Annotated in this window: 21 protein-coding genes; 15 read left to right on the forward strand and 6 right to left on the reverse strand. The window is 69.5% G+C overall.

Annotation, left to right across the window (positions count from 1 at the left end; all coding sequences use genetic code 11):
• The coding region (locus D7V77_RS21930; protein ID WP_233597149.1) for a D-alanyl-D-alanine carboxypeptidase at positions 1-902 on the reverse strand (902 nt) is incomplete at its 3' end.
• 190 nt (positions 903-1092) lie between these two features.
• Between D7V77_RS21930 and rdgC the strand changes: the two genes are divergently transcribed.
• Positions 1093-1743 carry a recombination-associated protein RdgC gene (rdgC, locus tag D7V77_RS21935; RefSeq protein WP_120578242.1) on the forward strand — a complete coding sequence of 217 codons (651 nt, stop codon included), beginning with the start codon at positions 1093-1095 and terminating at the stop codon, positions 1741-1743.
• On the forward strand, positions 1730-2419 hold the full coding sequence (locus D7V77_RS21940) for a hypothetical protein (protein WP_120578243.1): 690 nt from the start codon (positions 1730-1732) through the stop codon (positions 2417-2419). Before rdgC ends, D7V77_RS21940 begins: the two co-directional genes overlap by 14 nt.
• Positions 2420-2558: 139 nt before the next feature.
• Here the strand turns inward: D7V77_RS21940 and D7V77_RS21945 are convergent, their stop codons facing one another.
• Positions 2559-4172 carry an alkaline phosphatase family protein gene (locus D7V77_RS21945; protein ID WP_120578244.1) on the reverse strand — a complete coding sequence of 538 codons (1614 nt, stop codon included), beginning with the start codon at positions 4170-4172 and terminating at the stop codon, positions 2559-2561.
• 93 nt (positions 4173-4265) lie between these two features.
• Here D7V77_RS21945 and D7V77_RS21950 point away from each other — a divergent pair, with 93 nt between their 5' ends.
• The 4 genes from D7V77_RS21950 (at position 4266) to D7V77_RS21965 (ending at position 6757) form a co-directional block, all read left to right on the forward strand.
• Positions 4266-4676, forward strand: coding sequence for a thioesterase family protein (locus D7V77_RS21950; protein ID WP_120578245.1), 411 nt, complete (start codon positions 4266-4268; stop codon positions 4674-4676).
• A gap of 42 nt (positions 4677-4718) precedes the next feature.
• Complete coding sequence (gene glpX, locus D7V77_RS21955) at positions 4719-5684, forward strand: class II fructose-bisphosphatase (RefSeq protein ID WP_120578246.1); 966 nt, start codon at positions 4719-4721, stop codon at positions 5682-5684.
• A gap of 48 nt (positions 5685-5732) precedes the next feature.
• Entirely contained in the window at positions 5733-6158 is a 426-nt protein-coding gene (locus D7V77_RS21960) for a type II toxin-antitoxin system RatA family toxin (protein WP_120578247.1), read from the forward strand.
• Positions 6159-6577: 419 nt separating this feature from the next.
• Entirely contained in the window at positions 6578-6757 is a 180-nt protein-coding gene (locus D7V77_RS21965) for a hypothetical protein (protein WP_043321424.1), read from the forward strand.
• A gap of 104 nt (positions 6758-6861) precedes the next feature.
• Here the strand turns inward: D7V77_RS21965 and D7V77_RS21970 are convergent, their stop codons facing one another.
• Positions 6862-7950, reverse strand: coding sequence for an ADP-ribosylglycohydrolase family protein (locus D7V77_RS21970; protein WP_120578262.1), 1089 nt, complete (start codon positions 7948-7950; stop codon positions 6862-6864).
• Positions 7951-8030: 80 nt separating this feature from the next.
• Between D7V77_RS21970 and eno the strand changes: the two genes are divergently transcribed.
• From eno to D7V77_RS21985, 3 genes are read left to right on the forward strand one after another with little or no spacing between them, the layout of a single operon-like run.
• On the forward strand, positions 8031-9329 hold the full coding sequence (eno, locus tag D7V77_RS21975; RefSeq protein ID WP_120578248.1) for a phosphopyruvate hydratase: 1299 nt from the start codon (positions 8031-8033) through the stop codon (positions 9327-9329).
• A gap of 2 nt (positions 9330-9331) precedes the next feature.
• A complete protein-coding gene (gene surE / locus D7V77_RS21980; protein ID WP_120578263.1) occupies positions 9332-10123 on the forward strand; it encodes a 5'/3'-nucleotidase SurE in 792 nt (263 codons plus the stop codon).
• A 44-nt stretch (positions 10124-10167) separates the two neighbouring features.
• Positions 10168-11052, forward strand: a complete 885-nt coding sequence (locus tag D7V77_RS21985) for a M23 family metallopeptidase (RefSeq protein WP_233597150.1) — start codon at positions 10168-10170, stop codon at positions 11050-11052.
• On the opposite strand, the gene D7V77_RS21990 is transcribed toward D7V77_RS21985, so the two are convergent.
• Positions 11049-12059, reverse strand: a complete 1011-nt coding sequence (locus tag D7V77_RS21990) for a 2-dehydropantoate 2-reductase (RefSeq protein WP_120578250.1) — start codon at positions 12057-12059, stop codon at positions 11049-11051. The genes D7V77_RS21985 and D7V77_RS21990 overlap by 4 nt on opposite strands.
• Positions 12056-13585: an acyl--CoA ligase gene (locus D7V77_RS21995; protein ID WP_120578264.1), complete on the reverse strand. Its 1530-nt coding sequence runs from the start codon at positions 13583-13585 to the stop codon at positions 12056-12058. Before D7V77_RS21995 ends, D7V77_RS21990 begins: the two co-directional genes overlap by 4 nt.
• A 131-nt stretch (positions 13586-13716) precedes the next feature.
• Here D7V77_RS21995 and D7V77_RS22000 point away from each other — a divergent pair, with 131 nt between their 5' ends.
• The 6 genes from D7V77_RS22000 to D7V77_RS22025 all read left to right on the forward strand — a co-directional run bounded on the left by D7V77_RS22000 (position 13717) and on the right by D7V77_RS22025 (position 18914).
• A complete protein-coding gene (locus D7V77_RS22000; RefSeq protein WP_120578251.1) occupies positions 13717-14499 on the forward strand; it encodes an SDR family oxidoreductase in 783 nt (260 codons plus the stop codon).
• Between the two features lie 63 nt (positions 14500-14562).
• The gene (locus tag D7V77_RS22005) at positions 14563-15594 is read left to right on the forward strand and encodes a CsgG/HfaB family protein (protein ID WP_233597151.1); all 1032 of its coding nucleotides are present in this window, start codon (positions 14563-14565) and stop codon (positions 15592-15594) included.
• A gap of 17 nt (positions 15595-15611) precedes the next feature.
• Positions 15612-16754, forward strand: coding sequence for a lipopolysaccharide assembly protein LapB (locus tag D7V77_RS22010; protein WP_120578253.1), 1143 nt, complete (start codon positions 15612-15614; stop codon positions 16752-16754).
• A gap of 2 nt (positions 16755-16756) precedes the next feature.
• The gene (locus D7V77_RS22015) at positions 16757-18085 is read left to right on the forward strand and encodes an AHH domain-containing protein (RefSeq protein ID WP_120578254.1); all 1329 of its coding nucleotides are present in this window, start codon (positions 16757-16759) and stop codon (positions 18083-18085) included.
• Positions 18086-18099: 14 nt separating this feature from the next.
• Positions 18100-18669, forward strand: a complete 570-nt coding sequence (locus D7V77_RS22020; protein WP_120578255.1) for a DUF1629 domain-containing protein — start codon at positions 18100-18102, stop codon at positions 18667-18669.
• 38 nt (positions 18670-18707) lie between these two features.
• Positions 18708-18914, forward strand: coding sequence for a hypothetical protein (locus D7V77_RS22025; protein WP_126935119.1), 207 nt, complete (start codon positions 18708-18710; stop codon positions 18912-18914).
• Positions 18915-19039: 125 nt separating this feature from the next.
• Here D7V77_RS22025 and lexA read toward each other — a convergent pair whose 3' ends face one another.
• On the reverse strand, positions 19040-19708 hold the full coding sequence (gene lexA, locus D7V77_RS22030) for a transcriptional repressor LexA (RefSeq protein ID WP_120578257.1): 669 nt from the start codon (positions 19706-19708) through the stop codon (positions 19040-19042).
• Positions 19709-19715 lie beyond the last annotated feature (7 nt).

Raw genomic sequence — 19715 nt, forward strand, 5'->3', positions numbered from 1 at the left:
GGGGTGGGGGCCTCCAGTGAGAGCGGCAGCCGCGTGATTCCGTGCCGCGCCAGCGCGTCGTCCACGCACGCGGCGAAGAGGGCTTCCGGCGCGTCCACGGACAGCTTCACCGCGGCGGCCTGGGGGCACGGCCCGCCGGTGGGCGAGCGCCACGTGCAGCGCACTCCGCCGCCTCCGCGCACGCAGGCCAGGTTCGCGCGCTCGGCGTTGACGTCCACGTTCACCACCGCGGACAGCGTGGCGAAGGTGGGCGTCCACTGGACAGAAGGGGCGTCCGCGCAGGTGGCGCCGGGGGCGCGCGCCAGCGCCAGGTCCACCACGTTCTCGCGGAAGACGAAGGGCGTGGGCGCCGCGCTGTAGGCATAGGCCGCGTCATCCCAGGCCCAGCCCGGGCCCATGCCGCCGTCCATGCCGTCCGTGCCGGAGATGCGCACGTTGCCGCGCCACTGGTGGATGCCGCGCGCCTGGAAGGCCTCCGCCACGCGGTCGCACGCGAGCGCCGTCTCCGGGAAGCGCCACGAGCCCAGCGACGGGTCCCCGGACGCCTGCGCCACCACGTCGCCCAGGAACAGGCCTCCCGCCTGCGAGCCCTCCAGGAAGACCGGGGTGGTGAAGCGGAAGTCCGCACCCAGCGCGGACAGCGCGGCGGAGGTGGACACCACCTTCATGGTGGACGCGGGCAGCAGCCGCACGTTCTCGCGGTGGGTGAAGAGGGGCTCGCCGGTGCGCGCGTCCACCACGTACGCGCCCGCGAGCGCGCCGTCCGCCTCCAGGGTCTCCAGCAGGGCCCGGGTGACTCCGGGCAGGGTGTCGCGCGCGGCGCCGTCCGGCGTGGCGGCCGTGTGGGTGCAGGCGGACAGGAAGAGGGCAACGACGCTGGCGGAGAGGAGTGCGCGGCGCATGGCGGCGGCCACCGTATGTCGCGTGCCTGGGAGTGTCATGGATTCCCGCCAGCGGGGTGGGGCGGAGACGTGCACGGTTGGACGGAGCCCGGGCAAACGAATATCCGCGGGGGCTATTCCCGGCCCTTCGCGTCCAGCCACACCGAGTGCCTTGACGCGACGCCACGCGACCCCCATCCTGCCGCGCCCCATGCCTGTCCTACGTGGTGCAGTGACCTTTTCGCGCTTCCGGACCGAGCCGGCCAAGGATGCGCCGTCCGACGTCAAGCGCTGGATGACCAAGGGACTCAAGTCCCATGCGTTCGAGCCCATCGACCGCCGCTCCGAGGAGGAGCGCGCCGCTGGCTTTGTCGAGCTGGAGAACCCGGAGTCCTCCGAGTTCGCCACCGGCAACCTCTACTATGGCGAGTACGCCCTCTTCTCCTTCCGCATCGACACGCTGAAGGTGCCCGCGTCGATGATGAAGTCGGAGCTGGACAAGTGGTCCGCCGCCTTCGGCAAGGAGAACGGCCGGCCGCCCGCGCGCGCGGAGAAGAACAAGCAGCGCGCGGAGTTGAAGCAGCTCCTGCGTCAGCGCGCGGTGCCGCGCACCAGCACGCTGGACGTGACGTGGAACCTGAAGACGCACACGGTGCAGGTCTGGGCCGCGTCGCGAAAGACGGTGGATGAAATCTGCGTGGCGCTGGAAGGCGCCCTGGCGGTGAAGGTGATTGGCATCACGCCCGCGTCCATGGCGCAGCGCGCGGGCATCGACGAGAAGGCCCTGGGCCCCACGGCGGAGCTCATTGGCATGGACCTGCCGGCGACGGCTTCGGTGGAGGACACCCATGGCGAAGCGTGAGCAGGCGAGGGAAGAGGCGGCGTTCGCTCGGGGCGATGTCGGCGTGGATGGTGCCGCCACCGAGGAGGAGAAGGACGAAGCCGAAGTCGAAAAGGGCAAGGCCCGCGAACAGCTGCTGCGCGGCCGGGCCTACCTGGGCCGCGAGTTCATGACGTGGCTCTTGTGGCGCTCGGAGTCGGGCGACCCGCTGGTCGAGCACGCCGGCGCGGGCGTGGTGGTGCTCTACCTGGGCAAGGTGGTGCTGCGCGGCGTGGCGGGCGACGTCACGGAGATGAGCGCCAAGGGCACGCTGGCGCCGTATTCGGAGAACGTGCGCCACTCGCTGGACCGGGGCCTGCTGGTGTCCCAGGCGCGGCTGCGCATCTCGCACGGCGAGCGCGAATACGAAGTCACCCTCGATTCCGAGTTCCTGGACATCCGCGCCGCCAAGCTGCCCGCGCTCATGACGGAGGAAGAGGATGATCAGCTCTCCGAGCGTCTGGAGCTGACCGAGCAGCTCTCCGCCATCGTGGACGCGCTGGTGCAGGACTTCCTGGCCGTGCGTGCCGGCCGCGCCTGGAGCAAGCAGGTGGTGCCCGCGCTGAAGGCGTGGATGAAGGGCGAGGAGAAGGGGAGCGACCTGCTCTCCAAGGCCGCCCGCGCCAAGGGCCGTGACGCCCGCGCCGCCCGGGGCTGAAACATCCGGCTGGGGTCCACCGTTCTCGCGCCGCCGTCCAACGCGTTCAACTCGCGTTGGACGGCGCCGCGTCAGGACTTCCCGACGGTGAAGGTGTGAGTCCGGAGCATTGGACCGGGCTCTTCCAGACAGAGCACCTTCATTTCACCAGCGCCTCCACGCGAGGCTTGCCCTCCGCCGACGCGGGCATCCCCATCTCCAGCAGCGCGGACAGGGTCGGGGCCACGTCCACGGGGTTGATCTCCTCCAGGAACAGCCCCGGCTTCACGCCCTTGCCGGCGAACACCACCGGTACCTGCGTGTCGTACGAATACGGCGTGCCGTGGTTCGTGCCGCGCGGGTAGTCGCTGACGACCTGGAACGGCTTCGCCATGAACAGCACGTCGCCGCTGCGCACCGGGTAGTAGCCACGGCGCATCGCCGCCATGAGGCCCCCCTGGTCCGGCGCCGTGTCCAGGTCGTCCTTCGCCACCGCCCATACGGCATAGGGCTGCTTCGCCAGCCACACCGCCGCCGCGCGCCGCACCGCCACCGCGTCCACCTGTCCGGACTCCAGCGCCTTGCCGCCCAGGTACACGTCCAGCTCCAGCAGCTTCACCGTCACGTCCACGCCGAACTTCGCCTTCAGCTCCTGCGCCAGGCCCTTCGCCGCCTCCACCGGGTTGAGCCGCGCCGCCGGCACGCCCGCCTGCGCCCACGCCTCCGGAATCTCCGCGCCGCCGTGGTCCGCCGACAACGCGATGACCAGGTTCGCCTTGCCCCCCGCCGCGCGCTCGGCCGCGGCGATGAGCTCCCCCATCGCCACGTCCAACCGCAGCATCGTGTCCTGCATCTCCCACGAGTACGGCCCGAACGCGTGGAACACCGCGTCCGTCCCGCTGAAGCTCACCGCCAGGATGTCCGGCACGTCGTCCTTGCCCAGGCCCTCGCCCTCTAGCGCCGCCTTCGCCGCCTGCACCAGCAGGTCATGCGAGAACCCCGACACCGCGAACGCCCGGTACGACGCCGGCCCGGGCGCCTGGAGCCCGCCCTTGAGCTCATGCGGGAACACGCGGCCCATGCCGTAGGCCTCCGGCTCCATGGGGCGGTCGTCCTCGCCTACGTACTCGGCGCGCGGACGCAACAGCTCCCACGTCTTGCTGAACGCCGCGTCCGGCATTTTGCGCGCGTTGAACGCCTGCATCCACGCGGGCTCCGCCTTCGCGTACCAGGTGCTCGTCACCATCCGGCCCGTCGACTCGTCGAACCACCAGGCCTGACCCTGGCGCCCGGCCAGCGGAATGGCCGCCCGCGACTTGTAGGACAGCGCCACCACCTTGCCCCGGCCCTGCGTGGACACGCGCAGCCGGTCCGCCAGCGTCTCCGCCATCAGGTTCACCGGGCTGGTGTCCGACCCTGGAGGCGTCTCCCCGTTCAGCACCGGATGCGTCGGGTCCGTGTAGACCTGGACCGCCTGGCCGGCCGCGCGGTCGTAGATGTCGTTGTCCACGATGCCGTGGCGCCAGGGGTTCGCGCCCGTGGCCAGCGTGGCGTGGCCCGGCGCCGTCCGGGCCTCCGCGTAGGCGTACCGGGCGTAGGGGTAGTAGGCGCCCGTGGAGAGCAGCCGGCCCAGGCCCCCTGTCAGGCGCGGACGGTTTCTCAACAGGACGTCGCTGCCCATGGCGTCCACGCTGATGAACAGCGTGAGCTTCGGGGCCTTGGCGGAGGCGGGCAGGGCGAACAGGACGAGGAGGGCGGCAATCAGGCGCGACATGGTGCGGCAGCCTCTCCGGCCGGATGAACAGAAGCAACCAACATGCGCGCCCACCGCTTGGACACGTCACCCCGCCCTGATATGGGCGCCTCAATGGTCGAGGCACGGCTGCGCGTCATCTACGGCGACACGGATCAGATGGGGGTCGTCTACTACGCGAACTACTTCCGCTACTTCGAGTTCGCCCGCAGCGAGTTCTTCCGTGCCCACGGAGGCAGCTACCGCGAACTGGAGAGCACCGGGCTGCTGTTGCCCGTGGTGGAGGCCAGCGCCCATTACAAGGCGTCCGCGCGCTACGACGACATGCTCCTCATCCGCACCACCCTGGGAGAGTTGCGCCGCGCGTCACTCGTGTTCACCTACGAGCTGCTGCGCGACGGTGACTCCCCCACGCTGCTGTGCACCGGCCGCACCCTGCACGCCTGCGTGGGGCGCGACGGCAAACCGCAGCGGCTGCCCGAAGCCATCGCCCGCCTGAAGGCCGCGGACGACTCCGACACCTGACCTTTTTCCCTTCCCGAATTCCCGAACGAGGAGCACCCGACAATGGATCGCAACCTGGCAATGGAGGTCGTGCGCGTCACCGAGATGGCGGCCATCGCCTCCGCCCGCCTCATGGGCCGCGGCAACAAGGACGAGTCCGACCAGGCCGCCGTGGACGCGATGCGCCGCGCCTTCGACGCGCTGATCATCGACGGCACGGTCGTCATCGGCGAGGGCGAGCGCGACGAAGCGCCCATGCTCTACATCGGTGAGCGCGTGGGCGCCCGCACCGCCGGCGCCCCCGAGGTGGACATCGCCCTGGATCCGCTGGAGGGCACCAACCTGTGCGCCTACGGCCGCCCGGGCTCCATCTCCGTCGTGGCCATGTCCAGCCACGGCGGCCTGCTCAACGCGCCCGACACGTACATGGAGAAAATCGCCGTGGGCCCGCGCGCCAGGGGCGCCATCGACCTGACGAAGTCCCCCACGGAGAACCTGCGCGCCATCGCGGAGCGCATGAAGCTCTACGTGGAGGACCTCACGGTCATGATCCTCGACCGCGAGCGCCACGCCGACCTCATCAAGGAGGTCCGCGCCGCGGGCGCGCGAGTGCGCCTCATCGAGGACGGTGACGTCGCGGGCGCCATCGCCACCTGCTTCGAGGGCTCCGGCGTGGACGTGCTCATGGGCATTGGCGGCGCGCCGGAAGGCGTCATCGCCGCGGCCGCCATCCGCGCCACCGGCGGCGACCTGCAGGGTCGGCTGGTGCCTCGCAACCAGGGGGAGATCGACCGCGCCAAGAAGATGGGCATCACCGACATCCACAAGATCTACACCGCGGAGGAGCTGGCTCGCGGTGAGGTGATGTTCGCCGCCACGGGCGTGACGAGCGGCGACTTCCTCAAGGGCGTGCGCTTCTTCGGCGGCGGCTGTGAGACGCACTCCGTCGTCATGCGCAGCAAGACGGGCACCGTCCGCTTCATCCAGTCCATCCACAAGTTCGACAAGAAGCCGGGCTACGCGCCGTAAGCTGTCCGGCAGCCTCGCCCGTTCCTCAAGCCTTCCGGAGACACCGTCATGGCCGGCGCCACGCGCACCATCACCATCAACGCCCCCGTCGAGAAGGTCTTCGACATCATCACCAACTACGACCGCTACGCGGAGTTCCTCCCGGAGGTGAAGAAGGTCTCCACCTCCCAGCGCCAGGGGAACACCGTCCAGGTGCACTACGAGGTCGATGTGGTGAAGCGCATCCGCTACACCATCCGCGTCACCGAGGAGCGCCCCAAGCGCATGTCCTGGACCTTCGTCGAGGGTGAGGTGATGAAGGACAACAAGGGCAGCTGGACGCTGGAGCCCGAGGGCGAGGGCAAGACGCGCGCCACCTACAACGTGGAGATGGCCCTGGGCGCCCTCATCCCCAAGGCCATCATCAACACCCTGACGGAAACCCAGCTCCCCAAGATGCTGGAGGCCTTCAAGCGCCGCTCGGAAGCCCCCTGACGGCTTTCGTCGACAGCTTTCGTCACCCCTGACCTCGCGCGTCAGTTTTCCGCCCGCCTGCCTGTCATCCCGTACGGCCCGTGCCGTGCCAGGGAGCAGGAAGGCGGGCGGTCCCTTTCAGGCTGGAGCCGTGCCACGCGAGCGGAGGGGGGCCACCTGAAGTGAGTCGTGTTGCGGCGCGCGGCGGACCCATTAGGATCATGCGAATTTTGAACGTCCACGGACACTTCCCTGACATCCGTGGCACGGTTGCACTGTCCCGGATGTCAGGAGGTGGACGAGCAGCCATGCAGAATCAGGGCGCCATCCCCAGAAAGAAACCGGGGTTCTTAATTTGCATCAAAGAGATGTGGAAGTGGTAAGGGGGCGGGACGGCGGGCGTACATCGGGGTACGTAGGCTGAGGGAGAAACCGAACCCATGCTCGACGCGTTCATCATTGAAGAAATCAAGCGCCGCGAGCGGCTCCGCCGCGAGGATTACGAGCGGCCGGTGGTGGAGCTCCCACTGCCTGCACCCGATGACCGTCCCCACCGGAGGACGGACACCGAGGAAGAGAAGCCGTCACGAGGCGTCGTCGTCATCGACCTTCTCGGCTGATGACCCATCCCACCCGTGGCCCCGGAGCCACGGCGTGTCCCGGAGCCCGCGCCGGGCTGTCCCTCAACGGACAGCCCCCGCGGGCTTCGCACTTGCGGGCTTCCTCACCCCGGAGCCAGCAGCAGCAGGTGCCGGGGGTGGTACACCTCCCACAGCACCGTTCCCTTCTGGAGGGGGTTGTAGGGCTGGAGGGCCAGAAGGACCTTCTGGCGCCATTCCTCCGGCAGCGCTCCTTCACCGTGGAAGGCGCCCACCAGCGCCCCGGTGACGGAGGCGTGGACCTCCGTGTCGCCGCCCCGGTGGACGACGTCCAGGAGCGCCCCTTCCGCGGTGGGGACGTGGAGCAGCTCCCAGAAGGCCAGCCGGAACGCCGCACGCACCGCGTTATTGCCGGGCCGGTGCATGTGCAGCTCCGGGCCGTAGAGCTGCGGGTCGTCCTGGGCCGCCAGGGCCAGGTCCTCGCGCAGGAGCTTCGCGGCGAAGGTCACCTCCTGGACGTAATCTTTCTCCGTCTTCCCCAGGGCGGCGGCAGCCAGGGAGATGCCCACCTCCGCGGCGGGCAGCAGGTCGGCGGCCTTCAGGTTCGGGCCGCCCGTCACCGCCTTGGCGATGGCGGCGCACAGCCCCGCGCCGGCCAGCTGGCTGCGCGGGTCGAAGTGGGTGAGGGCGGTGTCCTCCAGCGCCGCCTTCGCCAGGGCGAAGGAGTCCTTTGTCAGGAGCACGCCCAGGGGCACCACGCGCGGCAGGGCGCCCGCGGGGGCCAGCCTCCGGAAGTTCTTCTGCCACACGCGCTTGCCGGCGTCCTTCACCTGGGGCGGGAGGCTGGCGTCACACTCCTGGAACAGCTCCTTCATGGGGTCGCTGACGGAGATGGCGTGCGGCTGCCAGGCCCGGTAGCGCTTGAGGGCGTCCCCCGCGTCGTAACGCTTCATGTCGCGCAGGCTCAAGGCCAGCGCCACCGCGAGCTGGGTGGGCTCCGTCACCTGCCCCTTGCGCAGGTCGTGCGGGCCGCCTCCGTACATGCCCAGGTACGGCCCCTCGGCGAGCTGGGGGAAGGCCGGCGCGTAGAGGGGCTTGCCCGCGACGGGGACGGCCAGGGCGTTGCCGATGGCGAGGCCCAGGAGGGCGCCCCGGGCGCGCTGACCGGGGAGCGGGTCGGGGCCCGTGAGGCGGCGCTTGGGAGGAGGAGGCATTCGGCGGCTGGACACTGTAGCAGGCGGCCTGTGCGAGCGTGCTTGCCCGTTCCGCCCGTGCTTCGTAGAACCGGCGCCCTATGACCGAGATCGCTCAAATCCTGGCGCGTGAAGTGCTCGATTCCCGTGGCAATCCGACCGTGGAGGCCGAAGTGCTGCTCGTGGGCGGCTCGCGTGGCCGCGCGACGGTGCCCTCCGGTGCCTCCACCGGCGAGCACGAGGCGCACGAGCTGCGTGATGGGGACAAGGGCCGCTACCTGGGCAAGGGCGTGCGCAAGGCCGTGGACCACGTGCGCGACACCATCGGGCCGGCGCTCATCGGCATGGACGCCGTGGACCAGGTGGCCGTGGACCAGCGGATGATCGAACTGGACGGCACGTCCACCAAGTCCAAGCTGGGCGCCAACGCCATCCTCGCCGTCTCCATGGCCACCGCGCGCGCCGCGGCGGACGCGCACGGCCTGCCGCTGTACCGCTACGTGGGCGGCCTGCAGGCGCGCACGCTGCCCGTGCCGCTGATGAACATCCTCAACGGCGGCGCGCACGCGGACACCCGCGTGGACGTGCAGGAGTTCATGGTGGTGCCCGCCGGCGCGAAGACGTTCGCGGAGGGCCTGCGCTGGGGTGCGGAGGTGTTCCACGCGCTCAAGAAGATTTTGAAGGGCCGCAAGCTGGCCACGGGCGTGGGCGACGAGGGCGGCTACGCCCCGGACCTGCCGGCCAACGAGGAGGCGCTCAAGCTCATCATGGAGGCCATCGACGCCGCGGGCTTCAAGGCGGGCGAGCAGCTGTTCCTCGCGCTGGACGTGGCCGCGAGCGAGTTCTTCGACAAGGGCTCCAAGAAGTACAAGCTCAAGGGCGAGGGCAAGGAGTACGACTCGCAGGGCCTGCTGGAGTACTACCGGGGCCTGTCCCAGAAGTACCCCATCATCTCCATTGAAGACGGCATGGCGGAGGATGACTGGGAGGGGTGGAAGAAGCTCACCGACGCGCTGGGTGACAAGATGCAGCTCGTGGGCGACGACCTCTTCGTCACCAACGTGGAGCGTCTGTCCAAGGGCATCGAGATGGGCACGACGAACTCCATCCTGGTGAAGGTGAACCAGATTGGTTCGCTGACGGAGACGTTCGACGCCGTGCGCATGGCGCACAAGGCGGGCATGACGTCCATCATGAGCCACCGCTCCGGCGAGTCCGAGGACACCACCATCGCGGACCTGGCGGTGGCGCTGGACTGCGGGCAGATCAAGACGGGCTCGGCGTCGCGCTCCGACCGCGTGGCCAAGTACAACCAGCTCCTGCGCATTGAAGAGGAGCTGGGCGCCGGTGCGCGGTACGCGGGCCGGTCCGCCTTCCGCTCGCTCGCGAAGAAGCAGTGACCGTGAGCACCACGCGCCCCCGCATCCTCGTCTCCAACGACGACGGCTACTTCTCCGAAGGGCTGCAGACGCTCGTGGAGGCGGTGAGCCCCCTGGGCGAGGTGTGGGTGGTGGCGCCTGACCGCGAGCAGAGCGCCGCCTCCCATGCCATCAGCCTGCACCGGCCGCTGCGCATCAAGGAGGTGCGCGAGCGGTGGTTCGCCGTGGACGGCACCCCCACGGATTGCTCGTATCTGGCGGTGAACCACTTGCTGAAGGACAATCGTCCCCAGCTCATGGTCTCCGGCATCAATCACGGCGCGAACCTGGCGGACGACATCATGTACTCCGGGACGGTGGCGGCGGCCATGGAGGCCGCGTTCCTGGGCATCCCGGCCATCGCGTTCAGCCTGGTGACGCGGGGTCCGTTCGACTTCGGGCCGGCGGGCCGCTTCGCGCGGGCGCTGGTGACGGAGGCTCTGTCGAGGCCCCTGCCGCCCCGGATGCTCCTCAACGTGAACATCCCCGGCGGCGTGGAGCCGGACGGCTACGTCATCACGAAGCAGGGGCGGCACTCCTACGGCAGCAACGTCGTGGAGAAGGAGGACCCGCGCGGCCGCAAGTACTACTGGATTGGCGGCACGGAGTACGCGCACGACGACATCCCGGGCAGCGACTGCAACACCGTCATCGACGAGAAGCGTGTGTCGGTGACGCCGCTGCACTTCGAGATGACCGACCACGGTCGCATCCCCGAGCTCTCGGGGTGGAACCTGCAGGGCTTCAAGCGGCACGGTTCGGGCGGCGGTGCCTGAGGTTGGTGCCGGGCGGCTCCAGCCGAGCGGGCAGGGCGCTCTGGGTGTTGCTCGCGGCCGCGCTGTTCAGCGGCTGCGTGGGCACCCAGGCCGCTTCCTCCTCGCAGCTGGACACGGCCGGCGTGCGGCCCGAGTCGACGAGCAACGGCAAGCCGTTGGCCTTCGCGCTGAGGCCCACGCACGAGGAGCCGGAGCTGGTGGCGGTGCGCCACCGGGTGGCGGCGGGCGAGACGATGTACCGCATCGCCAAGACGTACGGCATCACGGTGGAGGAGTTGGCGCGGGCCAACGGCATCAAGGATCCGCGTGAGCTGGCGGTGGGAAAGGACCTGCTGATTCCGGGCAGTGAGCCGCCGAAGTACGGCGACCCGGGGCCGCTGTCCGACGAGGAGCCGGAGCTGGTGCTCTCCAAGCCGGGGCAGGCGCCGGTGTCCACGCCGCGCCGCTCGGTGCCGGCGGTGTCGCGCCGCGAGGACCCGCCGCGTGCGCGCGTGGTGTCGGGGCGTCCGGGCGCGCCGTCGCGTCCGAGGCTCGCGACGCAGGGGCTGCTCGACTGGCCGTTGAGGGGCGTGCTGTATGGCCGCTTCGGCAAGAAGGGCAAGGAGCCGCACGACGGCATCGACCTGGCGGCGCCCGCGGGCACGCCCGTCAAGACGGCGCAGGAGGGCACGGTCCTCTACGCGGGCGAGCAGAAGGGCTACGGCCTCATCGTCATCGTGGAGCACGCGGCGCCGCTGATTACGCTCTACGCGCACAACCGCGACCTGCGCGTGAAGACGGGGCAGAAGGTCCGGCGCGGGCAGGTCATCGCCACGGTGGGCGAGTCCGGCCGCACGTCCGGTCCACACGTCCACTTCGAGGTGCGCGTGGACGGCAAGCCGGCGGATCCGCTGGAGTACCTGGGCGTGATGCCGTCCGCGAACGACTAGGTCACTTCGGGAGCGGGGGGCGTTGCGCGGGGCGGGTAGCCTCCGGCGTGGCGGGCGCGCTCGCGCACCAGGGCGAGGATGTTCTCGCAGGTGGGCATGGGCTTGCCGGTGAGCTGGCCCAATTCCACGACGGCGCCCAGCAGTGCGTCGATTTCCATGGGGCGCCCGCGCTCCAGGTCCTGGAGCATGGACGTCTTGTGCGCGCCGACCTGGGCCGCGCCCTGGATGCGCTGGTCCACGTCGATGAGGAAGCGCGTGCCCAGCGCTTCCGCCACGGCCTGCGCCTCCACCATCATCGTGCGGGCCACGGCGCGCAGGTCCGGCTGGCGGGCGAGGACGTCGAGTGTTGCCCCGGTGAGCACGGACAGCGGGTTGAAGGCGAGGTTGCCCCAGAGCTTCACCCAGATTTCATCGCGGATGCGCGGGCGCACGGGCGACTTGAGCCCGGCCTTCATCATGAGCTGCGACAGGACCTGCACGCGCGGGCTCTTGCTGCCGTCGGGTTCGCCCAGCGTCACGCGGTCGTTGTACGTGTGCACGATGACGCCGGGAGAGACGACCTCCGCGGCCGGATACACCACGGTGGCGATGACGCGCTCGGGAGGCAGGGTGCGCAGGATCACGCCGCCGGGATCCACGCTCTCGATGTGGCGGCCCGCGTACGGGCCTTCGAGTCCGTGGAAGTACCAGTAGGGCACACCGTTGATGCCGGTGACGAGCGCCGTCTCCGGGCCCAGCAGCCGGGCGATTCGAGGCGCGGCGGCGGACAGGGCGTGGGCCTTGAGCGTGAGGAAGACGTAGTCCTGCGGGCCCGCGTCGTCGGGCGAGTCCGTGCAATGCGGACGCACGGTGACCGTCTCACCGCCGCTGGTGAGCGTGACGCCGTGGGCGCGCATCGCGTCCAGGTGGGCGCCTCGTGCGATGAAGGTGACGTCCGCGCCGGCCTGGAGCAGCTTGACGCCCAGGAAGCCGCCGATGGCGCCCGCGCCGAAGATGGCGACCCTCATGACGTGAGCCCCAGCCGCTCCGCGAGCCCGATGCGCTGCACCTTGCCGGTGGGGCCCTTGGGCAGCTCCGTGAGGAAGACGATGCGGCGGGGCACCTTGAAGTCCGCCACGCGTGAGGCCACGAAGTCGCGCAGCTCACGCTCGGTGGGAGTGTGGCCCTCGCGAGGCACGACGGCCGCGGCCACGTCCTCGCCGAGCTTGGGGTGGGGCAGGGCGAACGTCACGGCCTGCTGCACGGCGGGATGATCCAGCAACACGGTGTCCACCTCCAGCGGGCTCACCTTCTCCCCGCCGCGATTGATCAGCTCCTTGAGCCGTCCGGTGAGCCGCAGGTAGCCCTGCGCGTCGAGCGTCCCCTGGTCGCCCGTGCGGAACCACCCGTGGGTGAAGGCGCGCACGTTGGCCTCGGGGTTGTTCACGTAGCCGGACATGACGTTGGGTCCCCGGATGACCACTTCGCCCAGCGCACCTGGAGGCAGCAGCGCGCCCGCGTCGTCCATGATGGCGACCTCCGGCCCGGCGGCGAGCCCCACCGAGCCCGCGTACCGGGGGCGCGGCGGCAGCGGGTTGGAGGCCATCTGGTGCGCGGCCTCCGTCATGCCGTAGCTCTCGATGACGGGCACGCCGAAGACGCGCTCCAGTTCCTCCATCACCTGCGGCGGCAGCGACGCGGACGAGGACCGGATGAATCGCAGGCGGTGGTCCTTCAGGCTGTCCACGTTGCGATGGGCTCGCTCCAGCAGCGCTTGATGCATGGTGGGGACGGCCGTGTACCAGGTGGGGCGGACCTCCTCGAACCAGGAGAAGAAGCGCAGGGCGTTGAACCCGGGAGTGCACACCACGCGGCCACCGGCCCCCAGACTTGAAAGCACCGCAGCCACGAGCCCGTGGATGTGGAACAGCGGCATGATGTTGAGGCACGCATCCGTGGGACCCAGGCCCAACTGCGCGCCGATGTGCCTCGCGGAGGCGCTGAGGTTCGCGTGCGTCAGCGGCACCTGCTTGGGTCTCGCCGTCGTGCCCGACGTGTGCAGCACCAGCGCGACATCTTCCGCGGTGGCCGGGCCGGGCCGGTGCGCCGTGCCTGAGAATGGCTGCACGGCCACGAGCGTGAAGTGCCCCGCGGACCCCTCCTGGACCGGACGCAGTTCGATGAGCGGGAGGTCGCGTGCGCGCGCGACCTCACGGGCCGGTCCCTCCGCTCCTTCAAGCACGATGAGGGCACGGGCCTTGAGGTCGTCCAGATAGAACGCGAGCTCGTCCGCGCGGTAGGCGGGATTGAGCGGCGCGGTCGTCGCGCCGCTCGCCACGGCGAGGAAGGCCGCCGCCATCTCCGGCCCGTTGGGGAGCACGAGCGCGACACGGTCTCCTTGTCCCAGGCCCCACGCATTCAGTTGCTCGCGGACCGTCGCGGTGAGGTCCCGCAGCGCGCCGTACGTCATGCCCTGCCTGCCGGGCGCACCGAGCGCTACGTCCTCCGTCCGTCCGCGTGCGAGCAGTGCTTCGAGGGTGTCCATCCGCTCCATGCCGGGCTCCACGTCCTCGGGGTTCTCATCCGAATATGGCCGAGGATCCCCAGGGGCAACCGCTTTGTGCGCGGGCTTGGGGCCTGCTGCTCGCGGAGTGCTGCTATATCGGCCCGCCGGGAGGCATCACCATGTCGCGGAAAGTGGCGCTCATCACCGGCGCGTCGGCGGGGCTTGGAGTGCAGTTCGCGGAGCAGTTCGCGAAGGACGGGCACGACGTCATCCTCGTCGCGCGCGGCGTGGCGAAACTGGAGGAACTGGCCCGCAGGCTGGAGCAGGCGCACGGCGTGAAGGCGCACGTGCTGCCGGCGGACCTGGGACAGCCTTCCGCGCCGGAGCAGCTCTTCGCGCGCGTGCAGGAGCTGGGGCTCGCGGTGGACTTCCTCGTCAACAACGCGGGGTTCGGTTCCTCCGGTCCGTTCCTGGAGCAGGACCTGGGGCGCGAGGCGGAGATGGTGGAGGTCAACTGCGCCGCGCTGCTCAAGCTCACGCACCTGTTCGCGCGGCCCATGCGCGAGCGCAAGCAGGGGCGCATCCTCAACATCGCGTCCACCGCGGGCTTCCAGCCGGGGCCGTACATGGCCACGTACTACGCGACGAAGGCGTTCGTGCTGTCGTTCACGGAGGCGCTCGCGGTCGAGCTGGAGGGCACGGGCGTGACGGCGACCTGCCACTGTCCGGGCGCCACGAAGACGGAGTTCGCCGGGCGCGCCGGCAACGCGGAGTCCCGCCTGTTCAAGCGGCCGGGCGTGGCGGAGGCGCCCGAGGTCGCGGGCCATGCCTACGCGGCGATGATGAAGGGACGGGTGGTCTCCATCCACGGCGTGCTCAACTGGCTGGCGGCCTTCTCGGTGCGGGTCAGCCCCCGCGTCGTGGTGCGTTCCATCGCGGCGAAGCTCAACCAGCAGGAGTGAGCGGGCAGGGAAGCAGCCACGGAAGGCCTGGGCGCGGGCCGGGAGGAGGGTAGAGTGTCGGCCGTGTCCCGCCTCCCCCGGCTCTTCATCGCGTGCTTTGTATCGCTGGCGTCGCCTGTCTTCGCCCAGGAGGGGGCGGCCGTCGCCGAGCCGCTCACGGTGGCGGTCCTGCCCCTGGCGGCCAACGCGGCGGGGAAGGATGCCGCGGAGGGCATCACGTTGCTCCTCTCCGGCCGGCTCGCGGAGTCGCCCCGGCTGCGCGTGCTGTCCCAGCGAGAGCTCCAACAGCGGGTCGGCACTGAGCGCCAGCTGGAGCTGGTGGACAGCGCCCCTTGCGAGAAGGGCGAATGCGTCCAGGAGCTGTCCTCGCTGACGGGGGCGCGCTACGTCCTCACGGGGCGGTTGGATCGCTTCGGGGGGCAGTACCTCCTCGACGCGAGCCTCGTGGACACGCGGGATGGCCGCACCCTCGCTCGGCCACGCACGGAGGCCTCCGAGGACGGTGAGCTCCTGCGCGCGGTCGTCGCCGTGTCTGACGAGCTGCGCGTCGCGCTGGAGTCGCCCGGTGAGGTCGTTCCGGCCCGGCCGCTCCTGGGCGGCGCGGTCGCGTCGTCTCCAGGGGGCGGGCTCACGTTGGGGCTGCGCTTCAACAACAGCTTCATCGACAAGGTGTCGTCGTTGAATCCCGGCCTGGACCTGGAGGTGGGCTACTGGTTCCACCCGGAATGGCAGGGCTTCGTCCAGGTCGGCTTCACCTGGGTGCATGCCGGCGGCGACGAGGAGGGCGAGCTCAACGTGCTGCCCAGCATCGTGGGGGCGCGGCACTATCACCGCCTGGAGAAGGACCTGCGGCCGTACTGGGGCTTCGGCCTGGGCGTGCAGTTGTCGTTCGGCGACTACGGCATCTTCCAGAGTACGGGCCCGCTGCCGTCCGTCGTGGGATTCGTGGGGTTGGAGTACCTGCTGGCGGGCCATGTGGGCTTCCAGTTGGAGCTGGGAACGAACATCGCGCAGGCGGTGCTGGGACTCGCGGACGACGGCGCGGGCGACGGCCTCAACTTCGATGTCAACGCTGGCATCGCGTATCACTTCTGAGTCTTCCGGAGCCTTTCATGTCCTCGCGTCTGCGTGCCCTGCCGCTCATCGCCCTGCTGGCCTCCGGGGCCTGCACTGAAACGCCGAAGCTCGACCCGAAGGACCAGGCGGAAGGGCTCTACCTCCAGGGCAACTCCGAGTACCTCAAGGGCAACTTCGACGCCGCGCTCAAGTCCTTCGACGAGATGAAGACGTTGACGCCCGCGGATCCACGCCTGCCCGCCGCGAGGGGCGAGGTGCTCCTGTCGATGAGCCGGTTGGAGGAGGCCGAGAAGGAGTTCGAGGTGGCGCTGCGGTTGGATGCGAAGCGCTCCACCAACTGGAGCCGGCTGGGGTTCATCCAGGCGCAGCTGGGCAAGAAGAACGAAGCGCGGCAGTCGCTGCAGAAGGCGCTGGCGCTGCATCCGAAGGACTTCAACGCGCTGGAGCAGCTGGGCGAGCTGGCCGAGGAGCGCGGCGACCACGACGAGGCGGTGCGCGACTTCACGCAGGCGGCCGAGGCCGCGCCAGACGCGTCGAAGGCCGATCTGTTGGTGCGGGCGGTGGACGTGCTGACGAAGCAGGGGCGGCAGGACGAGGTGCTCGGGCTCTTGCGGAAGGTGACGGGGCAGGGCGTGCGCACGCCGGAGGTGCTGACGGCGTTGGGAGACGCGGAGGTGCGAGCGGGCCGGTTGCCGGAAGCGGCGGCGGCGTACGAAGAGGCCGCGAAGAAGTCGCCGAAGGATCCGACGCTGTGGGAGCTGGTGGCGGAGATCCAGCTCAAGTTGGGCAAGCGCGATGACGCGCTGAAGGCCTACGGCGAGTCCCTGAAGGTGAAGGACCGCGCCATCGTGCACGTGGCGCTCGCGAGAGCGCACCTGGCGACGGATGCCCGAGCGGCGGCGGAAGGGGAGCTGCAGAAGGCCCTGGAGACGGTGTCGGGCGCGGACGTGGGGGAGATGCAGGCGCTGGCGGACCTGCTCACGGTGATGGGGCGCAAGCAGGATGCCCTGCGCATCCTGACGAGCCTGGGCTCGGAGCCGGGGCACGCGAATAACACGGAGCTGCAGTTGTCCACCGCGAGGCTCGCGCGTGACTTGAAGGACACGGCCACCGTGCAGGCCTCGTGCGCCCGAGTGGCCGCGGCTGCGACGGATGGTGGCGTGGTGAAGTGCCCGTAGGAATGCGTCGTGGGGGGCTTTGCCTGCTGTTGCTGGTCCTCCTGACGGGCTGCGCGTCCGGCCGGGTCGTGCGCCTGGACACGGGGCGTGCGGAGCCTGTGCTCGTGACGCCCCAGGTGGAGGAGGAGGCTCCGCTGGAGGATGCGGAGCTGACGAAGGGCGAGTTCAAGAATGCTGTGTCGGAGTTCGCGCGGGAGGTTCGTCCGTTCGCGCATCCGCTGCGAGACGCGCGGACGTTGTTCGGCATGCCTGAACGCAGTGGCGTGTTCGGCTACGAGGCGAGCACGCATCGGATCCGTCCCCTGGGGGAAGCGGAAGCGCGGGAGCTGCACCTGCTGGACGATGCGTCGGCGGAGCTGGCGCGTGCCTACGGGCGGTGGTGCGAGCGCAAGAAGCAAGGGCGGGATTGTCTGTCGTTGCTGGAGGAAGGCCCGCTGCTCGGAAGCGACGGGCGGTATGCGTTGGCCCTGGCGTTGGCGATGGACTCCGTGTGGGAGGAGACGGCGGAGGCGCTGCGGGGCGTGGTGAATCCGCAAGCGGTCCTGGCCACCGTGACGGCCTCCGTCACCGTGTATCTGCTTCTGTGGTCATTGCCCGAGCCCGTGTCGAAGGGCATCTCGGCGCTGATGACCGCGACGGCCATCGCGTACCTGGGCGTGGACACGGTGTGGGGGCTGCTGGACGGGTGGTTGACGCTGGTGAAGCAGGCGGACCGCGCGCTGACGTTCGACGATTTGCGCGAAGCAGGGGAGGGCTACGGAAAGGTGCTGGGGAAGAACGCCGCACGGGTCTTCGTGATGCTGGCCACCGCGGCGGTGGGCAACACGGTGGGACTCGCGGCGAAAACTCCGATGCTCCCGGGCTCAGCGCAGGCAGCGATCGCGGTGGAGGCCCAGGCTGGCTACACCTACGCGGGCATGGGTGGCGTGCGGTCCGTGGCCATGACCGCGGATGGCTTCACCATCGCTTTGGCGCCCAACGCGGTCGCCATGTCGTCGCGGGGCGACAGTCAGAAGCATCACCTCGCGACCATCAGGAACAACGTTTCCACGCAGCGCGGGGGACCGTGGACGCCCCGTTTCCAGCGCATCTTCAAGAAGGCTGGGATGGAACTGAAGGACCCGGAGAACGTTGTCGAAGTCCCGGGACATCGCGGCCCCCATCCTCAGCGGTACCATCAGCGCGTCTACGACCGGCTGGAAGAGGCGACGCGCGGGTGTCGCAGCGTCGAGCAGTGCCGCGAAGCTCTCGTCGGTGAGCTCAGGAAGTTGGCACAAGAGGCCACCACGCATGGCTCAGGCCTCCACAAGCTGCTGATGAGAAGCGAGTGAATCCGGAGCCATCCATGCCACGGCGCTACTATCGCCTACTTGATGACGTCACCCTGCCCGGGAGATGGGAGCTGGGCATTCCCCTGGATGCGGGTGGGCACGAGGTCGAAGACCCCTGGATATTCAGGGAGGGTCGACCCGTTCCTCCGCAACATGAGCTGCTTGTTCCCGTGGAGCATCCAGGAACGACCATCGACTTCTCTCTAGCTGGCTTCAGTACGCCTGTGGTCAGTGGGCGTGTCGCAGCCGTTTTTTCAGAGTTGGCGGAGCAGGACATCCAACTTGTGCCCGTGGCCGTCCAGGGGCGCGAAGCGCCGTACGCCATTCTCGTGGCGACTCGCCTCATTCGCTGCATTGATGACGAAGCGTCCGACGAGGTAATCCGGTGGACGCCTCAAGATGGCCGGCCGGACCGGGTGGGCCAGTATCGCGACGTTGACGGCATGCGCATCGACCCAGCCCAGGTCGGCGATGTGCAGGTATTCCGGACGTGGGGATGGTCCATCGCCCTGATCGTCTCCGAGGACATCAAGCTCGCGCTGGAACGCATCCGCGCCACGGGAATGCGGTTCACCGAAGTCTGATTGTCATGCCGTGACGGAGCGCGCCGAGGATGGACCGCGTGCACATCGCCGAAGGCTTTCCCGTCTGGCGCAATGGTCAGCGGGTCATCATCGAGGACGGTCTGCTGATCCGCATGGATGTCGCGAACTCGGGCCTGTTCTTTCCCAAGAGCATCAGTCCGCCGCTGTTCGTCCTGGGAGACAGCGTGGGGCTGACGCTGCTCACGATGGCGAACGCCTGCCGAAGTATTCGCGTCAGCTGCTGAGACGACCGCTTGAGAGCGCCGGTCAACGGCACACCGCCTGGTCGCATCGACTGCGGCGCCTGTCCCGTCCGCTGAATCCTCCCGCCCGGGCTCACGTTGCCCGGGCGGAAGTGCCACGAACTGCTTTAAGTCCGGCCGCCCTGCAGCTTCCGGTACACGCCCACGACCTGCCCCAGGATCATCGTGGAACGGAAGTCCGTGCGGTTCACGTAGATGGGCTGCATCGTCGCGTTCGCCGGCTGGAAGCGGATGCGGTCCTGCTCCGGGTAGTAGCGCTTCACCGTGGCCTCGTCCTCGATGAGCGCCACGACAATCTCACCTGGCTGCGCCGACGGCGTCTTCTTCACGAAGAGGTAGTCCCCGTCGTGGATGCCGTCGTCGATCATCGACTGGCCCTTGACCCTCAGCGCGAAGACCTCCCGGCCGTTCACCCCGCCCAGGAGGAAGCTGTCGATCTTGACCGAGTCCTCCATGTGCTCCTGCGCCAGCGCCGGCGCACCCGCCGCCACCTTGCCCAGGAGGGGAATCTCGATCATGCCGGACTCCCGGCTCTTCATCCCCAGGCCCAGGAGCAGCCTCGCCCGCTTGGTGGGCACCAGCGAGCGGCTCTGCTGCTCGCCCCGGGTCAGGTAGCCCTTGCGCTCCAGGGCCTTCAGGTGGTCGTTCACCCCGTTGGTCGACCGGATGTCCATGTGCTCCCCAATCTCCCGGATGGTCGGGGGGAAGCCTCGGACCTCCGACTCCTTCACGATGAAGGTCAGGATTTCGCGCTGGCGCTCCGTGAGCTCTTCCATGGCCGCA

Source organism: Corallococcus sp. CA041A, from assembly GCF_003612075.1.
Lineage (GTDB): Bacteria > Myxococcota > Myxococcia > Myxococcales > Myxococcaceae > Corallococcus > Corallococcus exiguus.